17 protein-coding genes are annotated in these 16,816 nt (G+C 38.5%); 11 read left to right on the forward strand and 6 right to left on the reverse strand.

Annotated elements, in window-relative coordinates; translation table 11 throughout:
* Positions 1-462 precede the first annotated feature (462 nt).
* From LBH98_04965 to LBH98_04985, 5 genes are read left to right on the forward strand one after another with little or no spacing between them, the layout of a single operon-like run.
* Entirely contained in the window at positions 463-690 is a 228-nt protein-coding gene (locus LBH98_04965) for a hypothetical protein (protein ID MDR0304107.1), read from the forward strand.
* Positions 691-693: 3 nt separating this feature from the next.
* A complete protein-coding gene (locus LBH98_04970; GenBank protein ID MDR0304108.1) occupies positions 694-1,050 on the forward strand; it encodes a YraN family protein in 357 nt (118 codons plus the stop codon).
* Positions 1,051-1,073: 23 nt separating this feature from the next.
* Positions 1,074-1,286, forward strand: a complete 213-nt coding sequence (locus LBH98_04975; protein ID MDR0304109.1) for a hypothetical protein — start codon at positions 1,074-1,076, stop codon at positions 1,284-1,286.
* A 1-nt stretch (position 1,287) separates the two neighbouring features.
* Positions 1,288-4,212, forward strand: coding sequence for an insulinase family protein (locus LBH98_04980; GenBank protein ID MDR0304110.1), 2,925 nt, complete (start codon positions 1,288-1,290; stop codon positions 4,210-4,212).
* A gap of 1 nt (position 4,213) precedes the next feature.
* On the forward strand, positions 4,214-5,119 hold the full coding sequence (locus LBH98_04985) for a PD-(D/E)XK nuclease family protein (protein ID MDR0304111.1): 906 nt from the start codon (positions 4,214-4,216) through the stop codon (positions 5,117-5,119).
* Here LBH98_04985 and LBH98_04990 read toward each other — a convergent pair.
* Positions 5,112-6,581 carry a sugar transferase gene (locus LBH98_04990; protein MDR0304112.1) on the reverse strand — a complete coding sequence of 490 codons (1,470 nt, stop codon included), beginning with the start codon at positions 6,579-6,581 and terminating at the stop codon, positions 5,112-5,114. The two genes, LBH98_04985 and LBH98_04990, sit on opposite strands and share 8 nt — an antisense overlap.
* The gene (locus LBH98_04995) at positions 6,544-7,734 is read right to left on the reverse strand and encodes a cofactor-independent phosphoglycerate mutase (GenBank protein MDR0304113.1); all 1,191 of its coding nucleotides are present in this window, start codon (positions 7,732-7,734) and stop codon (positions 6,544-6,546) included. Before LBH98_04995 ends, LBH98_04990 begins: the two co-directional genes overlap by 38 nt.
* Before the next feature lie 151 nt (positions 7,735-7,885).
* Between LBH98_04995 and LBH98_05000 the strand changes: the two genes are divergently transcribed.
* From LBH98_05000 to ectB, 5 genes are all read left to right on the forward strand, one after another.
* Positions 7,886-8,461, forward strand: a complete 576-nt coding sequence (locus LBH98_05000; protein MDR0304114.1) for a rubrerythrin family protein — start codon at positions 7,886-7,888, stop codon at positions 8,459-8,461.
* A 12-nt stretch (positions 8,462-8,473) separates the two neighbouring features.
* Positions 8,474-9,301 carry a sulfide/dihydroorotate dehydrogenase-like FAD/NAD-binding protein gene (locus LBH98_05005; protein MDR0304115.1) on the forward strand — a complete coding sequence of 276 codons (828 nt, stop codon included), beginning with the start codon at positions 8,474-8,476 and terminating at the stop codon, positions 9,299-9,301.
* 44 nt (positions 9,302-9,345) lie between these two features.
* Complete coding sequence (locus LBH98_05010) at positions 9,346-10,494, forward strand: squalene/phytoene synthase family protein (protein MDR0304116.1); 1,149 nt, start codon at positions 9,346-9,348, stop codon at positions 10,492-10,494.
* A gap of 160 nt (positions 10,495-10,654) precedes the next feature.
* On the forward strand, positions 10,655-12,892 hold the full coding sequence (locus tag LBH98_05015) for a polysaccharide deacetylase family protein (GenBank protein MDR0304117.1): 2,238 nt from the start codon (positions 10,655-10,657) through the stop codon (positions 12,890-12,892).
* 156 nt (positions 12,893-13,048) lie between these two features.
* Positions 13,049-14,311, forward strand: coding sequence for a diaminobutyrate--2-oxoglutarate transaminase (gene ectB, locus LBH98_05020; GenBank protein MDR0304118.1), 1,263 nt, complete (start codon positions 13,049-13,051; stop codon positions 14,309-14,311).
* A gap of 101 nt (positions 14,312-14,412) precedes the next feature.
* Here the strand turns inward: ectB and LBH98_05025 are convergent, their stop codons facing one another.
* From LBH98_05025 to LBH98_05040, 4 genes are read right to left on the reverse strand one after another with little or no spacing between them, the layout of a single operon-like run.
* Complete coding sequence (locus LBH98_05025) at positions 14,413-15,261, reverse strand: ACT domain-containing protein (GenBank protein MDR0304119.1); 849 nt, start codon at positions 15,259-15,261, stop codon at positions 14,413-14,415.
* Complete coding sequence (gene aroQ, locus LBH98_05030) at positions 15,254-15,712, reverse strand: type II 3-dehydroquinate dehydratase (protein ID MDR0304120.1); 459 nt, start codon at positions 15,710-15,712, stop codon at positions 15,254-15,256. The genes LBH98_05025 and aroQ overlap by 8 nt, the downstream gene beginning before the upstream one ends.
* Positions 15,693-16,331 carry an RdgB/HAM1 family non-canonical purine NTP pyrophosphatase gene (gene rdgB, locus LBH98_05035; GenBank protein MDR0304121.1) on the reverse strand — a complete coding sequence of 213 codons (639 nt, stop codon included), beginning with the start codon at positions 16,329-16,331 and terminating at the stop codon, positions 15,693-15,695. The genes aroQ and rdgB overlap by 20 nt, the downstream gene beginning before the upstream one ends.
* A gap of 2 nt (positions 16,332-16,333) precedes the next feature.
* Positions 16,334-16,495, reverse strand: a complete 162-nt coding sequence (locus LBH98_05040; GenBank protein ID MDR0304122.1) for a hypothetical protein — start codon at positions 16,493-16,495, stop codon at positions 16,334-16,336.
* A 174-nt stretch (positions 16,496-16,669) separates the two neighbouring features.
* Here LBH98_05040 and LBH98_05045 point away from each other — a divergent pair, with 174 nt between their 5' ends.
* Positions 16,670-16,807, forward strand: a complete 138-nt coding sequence (locus LBH98_05045; GenBank protein ID MDR0304123.1) for a hypothetical protein — start codon at positions 16,670-16,672, stop codon at positions 16,805-16,807.
* Positions 16,808-16,816 lie beyond the last annotated feature (9 nt).

Here is a 16,816-nt window from a genome sequence, read left to right on the forward strand (position 1 = left end):
GCTTGCTAATTGATTATACCTTTTGTTATATTTGTATTGTTTTTTTGTGAGGTGAGTTATGAATTGCAGACATTGTGGAAGTTGTAACACAGTAAAATCCGGCATAGTGTTCAATAAACAACGCTATAGATGTAAAGATTGCGGCAGAAGCGGCAGAGAGAACGACAGACGTGTCGTTATTCGAAAGCGATTAATATGGTAATAGCATCACTAATACTTTTGTTTAACGAAGAAATTATTGAATATATATTTAGTTAGCAAGCCCTTATTGTGATAATGCTAAAATTATTGATTTGCCGTTTTATGCAATGAGCAATTTTTTAGAGTAAAACAAATACTTTCTAAAACGTAAATTTTAAATACATAAAAAAAATTGACGGGAAAACTTGACATTTAAACATTAATAGATGTATATTTCTTTGTAGTATTGTTTTGCTTTTCGGCGATATTAAAGGAGTTTTTATGGGGATGGCTTTAAAGAGCGGCAGATGTCTTAAAAGAGAATGTGATAACTGCGGCGCGATTTATAATATAGTGGAAGAGTCATACCCGACAAGAGAAAGAGGTTCCATTAAATGCAATTACTGCGGCGCTAAAATTCACGAATGGAACGGAGGACGTATATGCGAGGCAAAAGTAGTTTCCGCCCCTGTCAAGGAAAATTACAGAAAATTCGATGATACGCCTTAGTTAATGAATACGCGAAAAATAGGCGCTGACGGCGAGCAAATGGCTGCGGATTTTCTAAAAAAGAACGGTTTTGAAATTTTAGAAAGAAATGTTTTTTTGGGTAAAAGAGGAGAAATTGACATTGTCGCCAAAGAATTGTCAAGCAATACGCTCGTTTTTGTGGAAGTAAAATATAATCGTGTTAAAAAAGGGGCTTTCGGTTCGCCGGAATTTAGATGCGATAGAAGAAAAATGTTGCAAATCTACGAATTGGTGCGATTGTACATGTATAGAAAAAAATTATCGGGAATTCCGATAAGGATAGACGTAATAGCAATAGATAATGAAGGAATAAGACATTATAAAAATTGCTTGATGTAAATAGTTTTATTCGGAATATAATTATGAAAAGATTGTTTTTGTGTGTTTTTTCGATTTTAGTGTTTTTTACCTCTTGTGAGAAGAAAAAAGAAGCGGAACTTATGGTTAATAAATCCGTTCAGGACATTAGCGGTATTACAGATATTCGTCAAGGACGGCAAATGATAGACAAATTGAACAAATCAATTGAAATCGGAAATAATAAATTGCTCGACGCAGAAGAAGGAGTCGAATAACTTGATAAAATTTCAGGATATAAAGGTCGGAGATACGGTTGGCGGTTTTTTGTGCAAGGAAGTTCGGGAAATCAAAGAAATAAATAACGTTGCGTATATTTTTGAACATCAGAGAACAAAAGCCAAATGCGTCCATTTGTTTAACGACGACAAAAACAATTTGTTTTCGATAGGTTTTCGTACACCTGTTTTTGACAATACGGGAGTTCCGCATATTTTGGAACATTCGGTTTTAGCGGGTTCAAAAAAATATCCGCTCAAGGACCCGTTTAAGGAATTGCTCAAAAGTTCCATGCATACGTTTTTGAACGCAATGACTTATCCGGACAGGACGATTTATCCGATTTCAAGTCAAGTTCCGGCCGATTATTTTAATTTGACGGATGTTTATTGCGACGCGGTTTTCAATCCTATTTTGAACGAATACACTTTTGCACAGGAAGGCTGGCGTTTTGACGTTGAAAATCCTGATAGCGAAATTACGATAAAAGGAATAGTTTATAACGAAATGAAAGGCGTTTTTTCGGATTTTAACAGTTTTGTGGAAAGAAATTTATACGCCGGACTTTTCCCCGATACGACATATTTTTACGAATCGGGAGGAAATCCCAAAAACATTCCCGAACTTTCTTATGAAAAATTTAAGGATTTTCACAAAAAATATTACCATCCTACAAATAGTTTTATCGTTCTTTACGGAAATATAGAATCTAAAGAAACTTTGACGAGAATTAACGATAATTTTCTGAGAAACTTTGACGAGCAAGAAATAAATTCCGAAATTTTTCCGCAAAAAAAATTTGAAAAACCGCAGGAAACTCATATTTTTGCTCCGTCAAACAAAGAAGATGACGGGACTGCGACGGTTCTTTTGGCGTGGGATTGGGGCGAAAAGATTTCTACGCAAACCGATATTCGCGAATTGAAAATGTTGTCGTCATATCTGCTTTCGGGAGAAAACGCCCCGTTAAAAAAAGCGCTTTTAGATAGTGGATTTGGTGAGGATATCGACGATTTGTCGGGAATGGAAACAGAATTGATCTCTTTTTTATTTGTAGCGGGACTTAAAAAATCCAAACCAAAACACGCAAAAAAAATCGCCGATTTAATAAAAAATACGATAAGAAAAGAAATCGAAAACGGTTTTGACAAGGAAGCGATTGAAGGCGTTTTACGGAGAATGGAGTTCAAGGAGAAGGAAATAGGCGGCGACGCTTCATATCCGTTGAACTTTGCAACTCGGATTTACAAATTTTGGATTTACGGCTGCGATCCGATAAAACACTTGGAATTTGACGAACAATTCGCGCGAATCCGTAGAAATATAGATTCCAAGCCGCGATATTTGGAAAATCTGCTTGAAAACCTGACGTTGAAAAACGACAGGCGGCTTTTGCTTATTACGGAAGCAAGCAGCGAAATCGGCGAGAAATTAGGAAAATTGTCGCAGGAACAGGCGAAAAAACTTTGTGTTAATTTTACAAAAAACGACAAAATAAAACATGCCGAATTCAGCAGAAAACTCGAAGAATATCATAAAAAAGAACATACGCCGCGGGAATTGTCTTGTATTCCGGTTCTCAAAAAAAGCGATATTCCTGTGAAAAACGAAACGGTTCCGCTTGAAATCGGTAAAATTGACGGCTCAAAATGGCTGAATTCGCAAATTTTTACAGGAGAAGTTTTTTATTTGAATTTGGCGTTTGATTTGTCGGTTATTCCCGACGAATTGCTTGAATATGCGCCGCTTTACACGGAATATTTGGGGCGGTGCGGCGCGGGCGGGCTTTCGTCAGGCGAAATGGCGAAATTGTGGAAACTTCATTCGGGTGGATTTTCATCGGTTTCTTTGGTTTCCGGCGATTACCGCAAAAGAAATTCGTTTGTCGCAAATAATGTTTTTACAATAAAAACGCTAGTAAAAAATATTCCGCAAACGCTGGATTGCTTGTCAAAAACACTTTTTGAAGCGGATTTCTGCGATGAAAATTTAATAAAAAACGTTTTGAATGAAGAAAAAAACGATGTTTTCGATGAAATAATTCAGCACGGACATAATCATGCGATTATGTTTTCGGCGGCGCGGTTTTCGTCTGCGAGCGCGATAAAATACCGCACGGAAGGGATAGGATATTACAGATTTCTGAAAAATTTGCGGGAAGATAAAAGCGAAATTCTGGCAAAAATTCAAAAAATTCATTCGATTTTTATAAATTCGCAAAATCTTACAATTTCGACTGCTTGTACAAACAATTCATTTTTGCCGCAAATAGAGAATTTTGCAAAAAAAATTCCGTCTTTTGAAAGAAAAGTCGAATTGACAAGCGAAAAACTGACGTTAAATTCGCAAACAGATGTTTACGGCGTAGAAATTTCGTCGTCGGTTAATTACGTCGCCGACGTTTTTGAAATTGATACAAACGACTCAAAAACCGTTGGTGAAATAAGTTTGCTGTCGCAAATTTTGTCAAGAGGCTATTTGTGGGACAAAATTCGCGTAGAAGGCGGCGCTTACGGCGGTTTTTGCGGATTCAACTGTGTGAGCAAAATCTTTTCTTTCGGCTCTTTTCGCGATCCGAATATTTCGACTACTTTCGGAAATTTTGAAAAGGCGCTTACTCAAAATCCGATTTCGCAGGAAATTATAGACCGTTCAATTCCGTCGGAAATCGGAAATATCGACTCGCCCAAAAGTCCTTCCGCTAAAGTGATAAACGAATTGTATTGCTACCTTTCGCACTATTCAAAAGATATTAAACAAGAAATTCGCGAGGCGATTTTGAGCGCCGATGCGCAGTCGATAGAGCAAAAATTAGAACTTTTGCGTAATTGCCGTAAAAGTTCGCAAAAAAGCGTTTTAGGGAGCAAGGACGCGTTTGACGAGGCGCAGACCTGCGGATTAAAATTAAAAAGAGAATCGTTGTAAAATGGACTTACGTTTCCCAGACTACCCTTTCACGAAAATGCTCGGTTGGTCAAATTCACGTTACGATTTGTTTTGCCAATGTAAACGCAAATATTTATACTTTTACTATCCGGCAAGTTTTGCAAATTTGGAAGCAAAGGTTAAAGAACTAAAAAAATTGACGACAATTCCGCTCGAAATCGGCAATCTTTATCACGACATGATGGAAGTTTTTTTGGAACGTTTACAAAAAAGCGATTCGCCGATAAACGAAGAAAAACTGTTCGGTTTTGTCGATGATTTGTGCGAAAAGAAACTTTCGCAAAAAGTGTTTTTTGAAAATTATTACAAAACATGTACAGTGGATTTTGGTAAAATAAACGAAAAAGTTAAATTTTGTATGAAAAATTTTCTGATATCGCCGATATTGAATTTTCTCAATTCGATAGAAATGCCGCAAAGACAATCGTTTCTGATTGAGGCGGGAAGCAAAATGAACGGGAAGAAGTATTTCGGCGAAACCAGAATTAATGGTCTGAAAGCGTTTTGCAAAATGGATTTTATTTTCATAAGAGACGAAAAAGTTTATATAATCGATTGGAAAACCGGAAAAAAAGACGAAAACAAACATACAAAACAACTTTTGGCTTACGCACTTGCGGCAAAAGGGTTAAATTCAGAAATAAAATCCGGAGAGATATTTCCAAAATCCGTATATGTAAGCGAAACTTACGGTGAATTGGCTTTGGAAGCGACCGATGAGAAACTTGCCGATTTTGCCGAGTCGGTGAGAAACGAGACGGAAGAAATGCAAAGTTTTTGTTTGAATGTTGAAGAGAATATTCCTTTGCCTGTTGAAAGTTTTGAGAAAACTCCGAATGAAAGCGTTTGCAAAATGTGCGAATTTCGAGAATTGTGTTTTATTTAGCGCCCTTACCGGTTAAAACCACTAAAACCGTTTGAATGATAATTTTTATGTCCAAAATAATCGACATGTTTTCAAAATAATACAAATCGTACATTACTTTAATTTTTACGTCTTCAATTGTCTCGTCGTATTTGTGTTTTACTTGAGCCCATCCGGTTATACCCGGCTTCATTTTCAAACGTTTTATGTACCAAGGAATTTCTTTTGAAATCTTGTCCACAAAATATTGCCTTTCCGGACGAGGTCCTACGATGCTCATTTCACCTACGAGAACATTCCATAACTGAGGAATTTCGTCTATTCGCGATTTTCTCAGGAATCTTCCAAACGGTGTAATGCGCGGGTCGTTCTTTGTCGCCCATTGCGGTCCGCTTCGTTTCTCGGCATCTACGTACATTGAGCGAAATTTATAAATAATGAAGGGTTTGCCGTTTTTTCCGACTCTTTCTTGCGCGTAAATAACCGGACCTTTGTCGGTAAGTTTTATTAAAATCGCTACAATTATCCATATAGGTATAAAAGGAACAAGAAGAAAAAGCGACGTAAGAACATCTAAAATTCTCTTTATTTGCGATTGCCAACGCGGCAAATGTTCTTGTAAAAGGACTATTAAAGGAATTCCACATATTTGCTGTGTTTTAAGATTTCCCGAAATTACGTCCATAAGCGACGGTATCATGTATATTGTAAGATTTTCATCATCGCAATATTTCATAATTTCAATAATTTCATTTGCGGAATTAGTTATGTGCGATATAACCAAACCGCTTATTTTTTTTTTTTTTATCACATTCGGAATATCTTTAATTTCTCCCAAAATTTCATATCCGTAAAAACTTTTCTCTTCAAGACAATTGTCGATAAATCCTACGAATTTATATCCGAGCTGCGGAAAATTGTTTATCTCTTTTACTATTTTTATACCGGAATCATTTGCTCCTATTACTGCAATATTTTGATTTGCTATACCTCTTTTGTATAAGCTTTGATATAACGAATGCATTAAGAAACGCGAAAACGAGGCGGTTGTCAATAAACAAAGTCCGTAAGAAAGCAGAATGGAAACACGCGTTTGTGAAAAAATATCATAAAATTTACCGGTTTTAACGGCATCTATAATTTGTTCGCCCGAAACCATACAGAAAATTATTACGATACCCAAAATTATTGTTCTTGCAACAACCAAAATTTCGTCTAATCGAGATTCTGAAAACCAGTCGCGGTAAAGCCCGTTAAGGAAATAAAAAATAAGCCATGAGCCGGTCATAATTATTGTAGGAACTATATACGGCTCGAAAGATATTCGAATATCATAAACGTTTGGAAAAAATCCGCTTTTATAACGTAACCAAAAAACTAACCAGAATGCGGCGCTTATTGCGGCAATGTCGCAAAAAATAACAAATAACTTTTCAAATAAACGATTACCCAAAGACGAATCCGCCGCGAATAAATTTGTCAAACAGTTCTTCGCCGCTTTTAATAACTATTCTTGATTCGTTTCCGCTTCTTTCGCAATACGAAGTAGAACTTCCGATAGGGATTTTTTCTCCGAAAACAGCAAACGGAACCTTCCCTTGCGCATGCGTTCTTGTTCGGACAAATGTAGGGTGATCCGGAAGAACCATGACGCTCAGATGATTAAATTCTTTGCGCATTTTAATAATTTCGCCGACGATAAATTTATCATATTCTTCAATTGCCTGAATTTTTTTATCCAAATCTCCTTCGTGAGCGGTTTCGTCGGGCGCTTCCAAATGTATATAGACGAAATCGTGTTTTTTCAGCATTTCACGACATGCGGCGATTTTTCCGGCGTAATTAGTTCCCAAATATCCTGTGGCGCCTTCTACATTTACTATTTCCATCCCGCCCAAAACACCTATGCCTTTTACCAAATCGACCGCCGAAATTACTGCTCCGGTGATTCCGTAACGCTCTTTGAGAGACGGGTATCTCGCCGCTTTGCCCTCTCCCCAAAGCCAAATGTCGGTTACGGGTTTCTGTCCGGCTTCTATACGTTTTTTATTTTCATCGCAATTTTCAATAATTTCGTGCGCTTTTTTACGGATTTGTTTGAGAATTTCGTTTCTCGGTTCAAAATTTCTGACTATTTGTCCGCTTATATCGTGAGGCGGCGTTAGCGGCGGTTCTTTTAATATAATATTTTTCACTACAAGAATATGGCGATATTGCGTTCCTAAGTAGAAACGATATTTTTCACAATTTAGTTTTTTTAATTGTGAAATTATTTTTTCTGCGCTTTCCGTCGTAATGTGCCCTGCGGAATAATCGTCCATAATTTCATTTTTTATAGTAACTAAATTGCAGCGGAATGCGGTTTCGCCCTGTTCAAGTTTAATTCCCAAACTTGCCGCCTCTATCGGTGCGCGTCCTGTGTGATATTTTTGCGGATCATATCCCATTATAGACATATTTCCTATATCTGAGGCGGGAGGAAAACCGTCAGGAATCAAATTAACCATTCCGCAGATTCCTTTTTGAGCGACCAAATCAAGATTCGGCGTATCTGCAAACTCTAAAGGCGTTTTATTACCCAATTTTTCGATATATTCATCCGCCATTCCATCGCCGACAGCAATTACAAATTTCATGTTTATACCTCCGTTACTACCGCGTTTCAACAAAAAGTTATAGGTAAAATAATTTATTGTTCGACATAATTTATTGTTTTTATCCGATTCTGCATTTACAATTTAATATTTTATAACTAAGATTATATTTAATTTTTGTTTAGGAGGACTTATGGCGTCATTGAAAGGTTCAAAAACCGAGCAAAATTTGCTCAAATCATTTGCAGGCGAGTCGCAGGCGAGAATGCGTTACGTTTATTTTGCAAGTAAAGCGAAAAAAGAAGGATTGGAACAAATTTCCGCGATCTTTTCCGAAACCGCGGACAACGAAGAAGAGCATGCCAAAAGATTCTTCAAATTTCTTGAAGGCGGCGGAGTCGAGATTACCGCTTCGTATCCTGCGGGAGTTATAGGTACAACGCTTGAAAACTTAAAAGCGGCGGCTGACGGTGAAGAGGAAGAGTGGTCGAAAGTTTATCCGGAATTTGCAAAAATAGCAGAAAGCGAGGGGTTTACTGAAATAGCCGGAACATTTAAAATGATTGCGACCGCCGAAAAAGGACATGAAACCCGTTATCGTAAATTATGGAAAAACCTCAATGAGGGTAAAGTTTTCAAAAAAGACGGAAAAGTTGTTTGGAAATGTAGAAATTGCGGCTATTTGCACGAATCGGCGGATGCGCTGAAAATATGTCCTGCATGTCTGCACCCTCAGGCGTATTTTGAATTATTCTCGGAAAATTACTGAAAAAAATTAAGAATGGTAAAAATACTTAAAAAAGACCAACTTGCCGAAACGATTTTTCGACTGCGGCTTGAAGCGCCTAAAATCGCCCAAAAACATAAAGCGGGGCAATTTGTGATAATTCGTATAGACGCTGACGGAGAGCGGATTCCGCTTACGATTGCAAATGCGGACGCAAGCGACGGCTGGATCGAAATTATCGTTCAGGCGGTCGGGAAATCAACGAAAAAACTTATGACCTTTACTGAAAACGACTCAATTTGTGATTTGGCGGGACCGTTGGGAATGCCGACTCATGTCGAGAAATTCGGAAAAGTTTTGTGTGTCGGCGGCGGACTTGGCGCGGCGCCGCTTTTTCCTATTGCCAAAGCGATGAAGAACGCACAAAACTCAGTTTCGACTATTATCGGCGCAAGAAATAAAGACTTGGTGATTTTACAGGACGATTTTGACAAAATTACGGATAATCTATATGTAACAACAGACGACGGCTCGGCGGGAACTAAAGGATTTGCGGCGGATGTAATAAAAAAATTGCTTTCGGACGGTGAAAAATTTGATCTTACGGTTGTGGTAGGACCTCCGATTATGATGAAATTCACTTCGCAACTCACAATTGCAAACGGCATAAAAACGTTTGTTTCACTCAACCCAATAATGATTGACGGAACGGGAATGTGCGGAGGGTGCCGCGTGTCTGTCGGCGGCGAAACCAAATTTGCCTGTGTTGACGGTCCGGAATTTGACGCTTCTCTTGTAAATTGGGACGAACTATTGAATCGGTTAGGCGGACACGAGAAAATAGCGCATAAAAATCAGGCGCATAACTGCAAGGCGGAATAACAGTATAGATTATTTTCTTGTAAAATCGTTAAAAGGAAGAAATTATGGACGACGAACGACTTGAAAAATTAAAACAATCGACAATCAGAGGCGAAAAAGTAGATGCAAAATTGTATAATCGTCTTATTCTCGGAAAAGTTTCGCGGACTTACGCACTCACGATTCGCTCTTTAGGCGAACCTTTTCGTGAGCCGGTACTTATAGGATATTTATTTTGCAGAATTGCCGACACTTACGAAGACAGTGAAATTTTGTCGGTAGAACAAAAGTCCGAGGCGTTAAATAATTTTATAGAATTGTTTTTATCCGAAGGAAAAGAATTAAAATATTTGGAAAAAATCCGCGAAATTTGTAAAGGTTTCAGAATTGACGATAATGAAGAATTTTTGGCGCTTTATCCTCAGCCCGCGTTTGAAAGATATGCGACATTTCCATCTGAAGTAAAGAAAACAATGATTTCGACGGTTTGCGAAATGGTTGAAGGAATGAAAAAAACCGTAATTCGCCAAAACACGCAGAAAGAAATCGGAACAAAGTCGCTTGAAGAACTTGAGGAATATTGTTATTTTGTCGCCGGAACGGTCGGGAACATGCTGACAGACCTGTTTTTTTACTATTCGCCGTGGATAAACGAAAAACTTTACGAGCAAATGTGCGAACACAGGCACGCTTTTGGCGAGGCTTTGCAGCTGACGAACATCATCAAAGACGCGATGGGTGATTTGAAACGCGGTGTAAGTTTTATTCCGCGAGATCTGGCTTTACAATATGGCGTCGATTTGGAAAAATTATACTTGCCGCAAAACCGCAGGCAGGCGCAGGATGTTATGAACGCTCTGATAGTAAAAGCGGTGAAATCGTTGAATCGTGCGGTACTTTATTCTATTTTGATTCCGAAACAAGAGCCGAGAATGCGAATTTTTTGCATTATGCCCGTGCTTTTTGCAATAAAAACTCTTGCAGTTGCTGTGGAAAATAGCGACAAACTGCTTGACGCGGACGGGAAGGTTAAAATAACCCGCGACGAAGTGAAAAAGACAATAAAATTCATCACGCTGAACTGCGTTTGGGATTATCAACTGGTCGTCGCATACGAAAAGGATTTGAAAAGAATAGAAAAAGCTTTGGACATACAAATTGAAATCCCATTCAAAAAAGCGGGTTTTTTGCCGATAGTCCATTTGGCGAAATAATTTACCGGTTATACATAAACGTTTTTTTCAAAAAGCGCTATGAAATTTTGCGAAAATATAACTTTTATTTGAAAATTAGTATGAAATGATATATATTTAAAATTAATTCGGTAAAATATTTCAAAGGAGTTTTTATGAAAAGATTAGTAAGGAGTTTTTTATGAAAAGATTAGTTTTGTCGGTATTCTTGATTGCCGCAGTGAGTTTTGCCGATGTTGACAGAGAAGCGTTGCGAAAAGCGCCGGGTTCATTAACAAAAGAAAACACCCCGCAGTTTATCGTTTTGGGAAGCGATGATAACACAAAGGCAGCCGCCGTAAAGTGGATGCAGAGCGTTGTTGACGGAGGAACAAATAAAAACGGGTCGAAAAGATACATGTCTTTTTATTGTAATACCGACCAGACCGCAGCCGAATGGGATTTGAACGAAAATCTGGTTGAAGCGGTTTATGCGGCATACAAAGCAGGACACGAAATCGGGAATCACACATCAACTCACATATATTGCGTAGAATACGGTAATATTGACGAAGACGGAAAAGATAACGGCAACCGCGCAAGCGAAGATGTTATTAAGAATGAAGTCCAAAGAGTTCAGGACATTCTTGTAAAAGCAGGTATTCCCAAAGAGCACCAAACAGGATTTCGCACTCCCTATTTAAGATATTCGGACTCTACGTTCAGCGCAATAGAAAAAGTAGGGGGGTTTTTGTATGACTGCTCAATAAGCGCTGCCAGCGACAATAAAGCAGGAACAAACTTTTTTCCGTATAAGATAGATATGGATGACGGTTTTGGCAATTTTACTCCCGATAACTCCAAAGATTTTAACTCGTGGGGGATAACAAGCGTTGTAAAGGAACATAAAAACCTTTGGGAATTGCCTTGTGTAAATTATGCCATAGACCCGCAGGATATGGACTACGTTAGAGGAGTACTCGACGATGGAGAATTCGACGGATATATAACCGGACTTGACTACAATTTATGGGAAGAAGCGAAGTTGGATTCGGCACAAACTGTCCGTGCATGGATGCATACACTCAATGAAAGTTTGAAAGGAAACCGCGCACCGTTCACGTTTGGTTGCCATTCGCAGTATTATTTTGAAGCAAAAACCGGAGAGTTTCCATATATTACACCAGAACAAAGGCAAGGTGCGTTTGAAAAATTTGTGGAAGAAGCAAGCAAACTCGACAATGTGTTTTTCGTATCGGGAGATATGGTGATTAGATGGATGCAAAATCCTGTTAAAGCAAGTGAATTTAATCCGGAAAACTACAAGCGCACAAAATATACTGCTGCAACAACACCTACGGCAATCAAACTGTCTTCAAAAACGATTGATGCCGGAACAAAAACGGTAGGCAACCTTCGTGCGGTTGATTTGGATGTTAGTGCGACTCATACGTTTACAATAAAAGGCGGAGCAGATGCCGTTCTGTTTGCAATTGACGGGAATAAGTTGTCGTTCAAGGATAATGCACAAGTCGGACAATACTCGGTAGAGATTGAAGCGAACAACGGGAAAACAAGTATATCCGAAACGTTCGGCATTAAAGTAAACAAAGCATACAGTACCAACGAAAATTTAATCGGTGGTGATTATGAGTGGTGGGACGAATACGATGAACATGAAATAGGAAGCGATTGCAAAATAACTGCTCAAGAACCTCTCACTGCTACTTTGACTATGGGTATAAGCGACGAAAAAACAGGGAAATGGGCTTGGGTAAGTGTAGCCACAGAATACAAATGGTCATTATTGGGACTTAAACGGATTGAAATAACTTACACATCCGACAAAGCGCTTCAAATAGGAACGGGGCAATGGCTTGACGGAAAAGGTAAAGAAAAAGGTGAATACTACGGTTACGGTTTTGCCGCTCCTCTTTCCAAAACGGGTACGAGTGAAGAGGTAAAAACCGCAATAATCTACCCCGAAGACTTTGACTGGTCGTATTCGGAAGCGTCGGATAACTGGAAAGGCAAACTGCCCAAATCGTTTGAAGATGCGTTGCCTAGAGTAAACGAAATATCAATCTCTGCGGTAGAAGACGGAGTAACAAACATTGTTATTAAATCGCTTCGTTTAATCGGAGTTACGGATGATACCGAACCGGTAAACATTATAGTTCCGACGAAGAAACTTGCTTCCGGCAAAGGGATTTCATTCAATGGTGTATCTGGTAAAGATATAAGATTGGATATTGTAAAAGCAGGTGTTTATCATGTAGAGATTTTCACCGTAAACGGCAAGCGCGTATTTTCTCAGAAGAATACATTGTCGGCAGGAATAAACTCTGTTGCAATGCCTAAGAATCTGGCGAAAGGGATTGCCGTAATCCGTGTAAGCGGATTAAACGCAAGTTTAGAACAAAAACTTATGATTAAGTAAGATTTTGTTTGCGTCAAAATGACAAACGGGAGAAAGTGTAAAATCGCTTTCCCCCGTTTTTTTTAATTAAAAAGATTTTTTTCGTAATTGTTGTGAAAATGTATTATTTTACCAGCGCTTTTGTTTTTATTCAATTTTTGTTTAAGGAGTTAATAGATGTCCGCTCAAATATTTGAACAATGCGAATCGGCGGTTCGTTCTTATTGCAGAAACTTTACCGATGTTTTTACAAAAGGTAAAAACGATTTGTTGTACGGCGAATCCGGAAAAGAGTACGTTGATTTTTTTGCAGGAGCCGGCGCATTGAATTATGGGCATTCAAACCCGTTTATCAAGCAAAAAGTGATCGATTATATTGTCGGCGATAATATTTCGCACGCTTTGGATATGCACACTGCGGCAAAAGCGGAATTTCTTGAAAAATTTCAGGGAAAGATACTAAAACCGAGAAATCTTGAATACAAGGTTATGTTTACCGGACCGACGGGAACAAACGCTAACGAAGCCGCTTTTAAACTTGCGCGGAAAGTAAAAAAACGTACGAATATTTTTGCGTTTATGGGGGCGTTCCACGGACAGACGCTTGGTGCGCTTTCGGCGACTTCCGACTGGGCGATGCGCGCTGGAGCGAATATTCCGCTTGGAGGTGTTGTTTTCATGCCTTTCCCTTACGAATTTATGGCGTCAATTGATACAATCGCTTATATTGAAAGTGTTTTGACTGACGATCATTCTGGAATTGAAAAACCCGCAGCAATCGTTGTAGAAGCGGTTCAAGGTGAAGGCGGATTGAATGTCGCGCCGATTGAATGGCTGCAGAATTTGGAAAAATTATGTAGAAAACACGACATCTTGTTGATTTTGGATGAGGTTCAAGTCGGTTGCGGAAGAACGGGAACATTTTTTGCGTTTGAAAGAGCGAAAATTTCACCCGATATAGTAACGCTTTCAAAATCAATCGGCGGTTACGGTTTTCCTATGGCTCTTGCGCTAATTAAGCCGGAATATGACATTTGGAACCCAGGCGAACATAACGGAACGTTCAGAGGCAACCAAGTCGCGTTTGTCGCGGCGGCGGCGGCGATTGATTTTCGCGAAAGTTACGATTTTGATGGCGAAACAAATAAAAAGGCGAAAATTCTTAAAGAATACGTCGAAACGAACATCCTTTCGATTAACAAAAACCTCAAACACAAAGGAATCGGGCTTATTCAGGGTGTTGATTTTACGGGAATTAGCGACGTAAATCAAACGACGGGTAAGGTCGTAAAAGAATGTTTTGACAACGGGCTTATTTTAGAGAGAGCGGGAAGACATGATTGTATCGTAAAATGTATGCCGCCTCTCACAATTGAAGAAAAAACTTTGCTTAGAGGACTTGAAATCCTAAAAAATTCGATAAAAAAAGTTCTCGGCTAACTTTTCTAATCGGGCAAATACTTGTGTTTAGGTATTTGCCCGATTTTTATTATTTCCCGGAAGTTTTGCCGAGAAGTTACCGAAACAAATTATACCAAATTTTACTTTGCCGTTTCGTAGCATCCAAGTATTTTCACAGGATAATTTTTTTTTATTTCAGCAAAAGCGTTGATTAAGATTTTGTTTTGAATTGGACTTTCAATATCAATAAAAAAGTGATATTTTCCAATCATTTGCTTGGTCGGTCGTGAAATTATTGAGGTTATATTTATTTCTCTGGATGCAAAAGCGTCCGCTATATTTCTCAAAATTCCGGGTGAATCGCTGTTGTCTGAAACGATAATGCTGGTTTTATTAAGGTTTTTGAAATTATCTTTTGCTATAAATTTTTCGTTTTGCAAAACCACGAAGCGCGTACGATTATTTGGATAATCGGAAACGCCTCTTACCGAAAACGGATAATTCTTTTTATTTTTGTCGTAAATGTGGCTCGGAACAATCGCCGCGGAAAAATCATTTTCATCGATTCTGTTAAAAGAGTCAATATTACTGTCGGTGTGAGTAATTCTCGCCGAATTGAAATTTTTGTCAATAAAATCCGAACATTGTCCTTCGGTAACGGAATGAACAAAAATATTTTTAACTTCAGAATGCTTGATTTTTGACAAGAATGAAAGTTCTATCGGTAAAATAAATTCTTCAATAATTTGCACAGGGAAGTCATAAAGCCCGTCGAGCGTCATCCAGACAAATCCCGAAAATATATTTTCTATCGGTACGACGGCAATTTGCGAATTTCCGCTTGATAAATTCTCAAAAACCTTTCGCATCGTTCTTTGGTAAGAAATTTCAGCGCAAATCTGCGGATGAAATTCTAAATATTTTTGCGCAGCATAGTCGGAAAATGTTTCTTGCGGACCAAGAACAGATATTTTTTGCGTTTCAGCCATTTTTATCGCTTGATAATTTTTTTATAAGATACTGTAAAGCCGCGACATAACCCCAATCTCCCATCCCTGAAATTACGCAATCCGATACTTCTGCGGTGTAGGAATGCCGGCGAAACTCTTCGCGCTTGTAAATGTTTGAAATGTGGACTTCCGCAAAGCAAATTTTCGCAGATGAAATAGCGTCGCGAAGAGCGATGCTTGTATGCGAATAAGCGCCGGGATTAAAAATTATTCCGCCCAAATTTTTATCCGCCCATTCCTGAATTTTACCGACCAATTCACCTTCGACATTACTTTGAAAACACTCGATTTCAATTTTCTCGTCTTCAGATTTTGCGGCAAAATCCATGACTTTTTTCTCAATGTCTTCAAGGGTGGTTTTTCCGTAAATTTCCGGTTCTCTCTTTCCTAATCTGTTTAGATTAGGCCCGTTAAGTAATCCGATTTTCATATACTTCCTCTTTAATAACCTGCTCAAAGATATCTTTAAGAATTTCAAGCGTTTTCGCTCTATGTGAAATTTTGTTTTTTATTTCACTTGACAATTCTCCGAATGTTTTATCATAGCCGTCGGGGATAAAAATAGGGTCGTAGCCGAATCCTCCGCGCCCTCTGGACGAAAATGCGATTTTTCCGCAGCACTTTCCAATCGCCACATACGAATTTTTATCCATAGGAGAAAGTAGAACCATGGCGCAACAAAAATATGCGTTTCTTTGTGTTTCTTCCGTAAAATTCTTCATTTCATCTAAAAGTTTTGCAATATTTCGTTTGTCGTCTATAGGTTCGCCGCTGTATCTTGCGGAATATACGCCAGGTCGCCCTTTAAGTTTTTCAACCACCAAGCCGGAATCGTCCGCAAGAATCCAAGAGTCTTCAAGTTTTTCGGCAAGCCAATTAGCCTTCAATAAAGCATTCTCTGTAAATGTTCTAGCATTTTCAGGTATTTCTGGAACTTCTTCAAAAATGTCTTTTAACGATAAAACCTGCACGGATTCATCAATCTTTTTTAGAATTTCTCCGATTTCTTTAACTTTATTCAAATTGCTTGTCGCAACCAAAATTTTCATGTTTACTCCCTGAAATATCCCGGATTCGCGTGATTCCATCCCCATGCCTCTTCACAGTCAAAATCTATATCGTTCTCAAAAAAAGGTCCCGCTCCGTCGGGATTTTTTAATATCCGCTTATTTGCTTCAACTTTCAAAACGTCTTTTCCCGTATTGTTCGCCATTCGTATTTCTCCCAAAACCAAAATCTTGCGGAATTAAACATAACAAGAGACCTCACAAAATAAAATTTGCCGAAACAAATTACATATAATTTTTTTGAATTTAAAGAATTCTTGTCTTTTTGCGGGTGAATTATTATTTTTGATAAATATTTTCTGTCAATAAGGAGGTTTAAAATGGCTTGTCCTTGTAGGAGTGTGAAAGGATGCGCTTGTCCAAGCGTAAACTGCATAAACTTTGGAGGCGCCCTTGCCGGAATAGCTGTCGGCTATATATCGGGTTTGGTTACCGGCGCTTCAATTATAGCATATTGACTTTTTGTT

The sequence above is a fragment of the Chitinispirillales bacterium genome (assembly GCA_031254455.1).
In the GTDB taxonomy this organism is placed as follows: domain Bacteria; phylum Fibrobacterota; class Chitinivibrionia; order Chitinivibrionales; family Chitinivibrionaceae; genus WRFX01.

Bases quoted from the DNA above. Each gene is read 5' to 3' on its own strand.
- LBH98_05040 (MDR0304122.1), bottom strand. From the start codon at position 16,495: ATGGCGAACAATACGGGAAAAGACGTTTTGAAAGTTGAAGCAAATAAG.
- LBH98_05010 (MDR0304116.1), top strand. From the start codon at position 9,346: ATGGACGACGAACGACTTGAAAAATTAAAACAATCGACAATCAGAGGC.
- LBH98_05000 (MDR0304114.1), top strand. From the start codon at position 7,886: ATGGCGTCATTGAAAGGTTCAAAAACCGAGCAAAATTTGCTCAAATCA.
- LBH98_05015 (MDR0304117.1), top strand. From the start codon at position 10,655: ATGAAAAGATTAGTTTTGTCGGTATTCTTGATTGCCGCAGTGAGTTTT.
- LBH98_04985 (MDR0304111.1), top strand. From the start codon at position 4,214: ATGGACTTACGTTTCCCAGACTACCCTTTCACGAAAATGCTCGGTTGG.
- LBH98_04995 (MDR0304113.1), bottom strand. From the start codon at position 7,734: ATGAAATTTGTAATTGCTGTCGGCGATGGAATGGCGGATGAATATATC.
- LBH98_04965 (MDR0304107.1), top strand. From the start codon at position 463: ATGGGGATGGCTTTAAAGAGCGGCAGATGTCTTAAAAGAGAATGTGAT.
- aroQ (MDR0304120.1), bottom strand. From the start codon at position 15,712: ATGAAAATCGGATTACTTAACGGGCCTAATCTAAACAGATTAGGAAAG.
- LBH98_05025 (MDR0304119.1), bottom strand. From the start codon at position 15,261: ATGGCTGAAACGCAAAAAATATCTGTTCTTGGTCCGCAAGAAACATTT.
- rdgB (MDR0304121.1), bottom strand. From the start codon at position 16,331: ATGAAAATTTTGGTTGCGACAAGCAATTTGAATAAAGTTAAAGAAATC.
- LBH98_05045 (MDR0304123.1), top strand. From the start codon at position 16,670: ATGGCTTGTCCTTGTAGGAGTGTGAAAGGATGCGCTTGTCCAAGCGTA.
- LBH98_05005 (MDR0304115.1), top strand. From the start codon at position 8,474: ATGGTAAAAATACTTAAAAAAGACCAACTTGCCGAAACGATTTTTCGA.
- LBH98_04970 (MDR0304108.1), top strand. From the start codon at position 694: ATGAATACGCGAAAAATAGGCGCTGACGGCGAGCAAATGGCTGCGGAT.
- LBH98_04975 (MDR0304109.1), top strand. From the start codon at position 1,074: ATGAAAAGATTGTTTTTGTGTGTTTTTTCGATTTTAGTGTTTTTTACC.
- ectB (MDR0304118.1), top strand. From the start codon at position 13,049: ATGTCCGCTCAAATATTTGAACAATGCGAATCGGCGGTTCGTTCTTAT.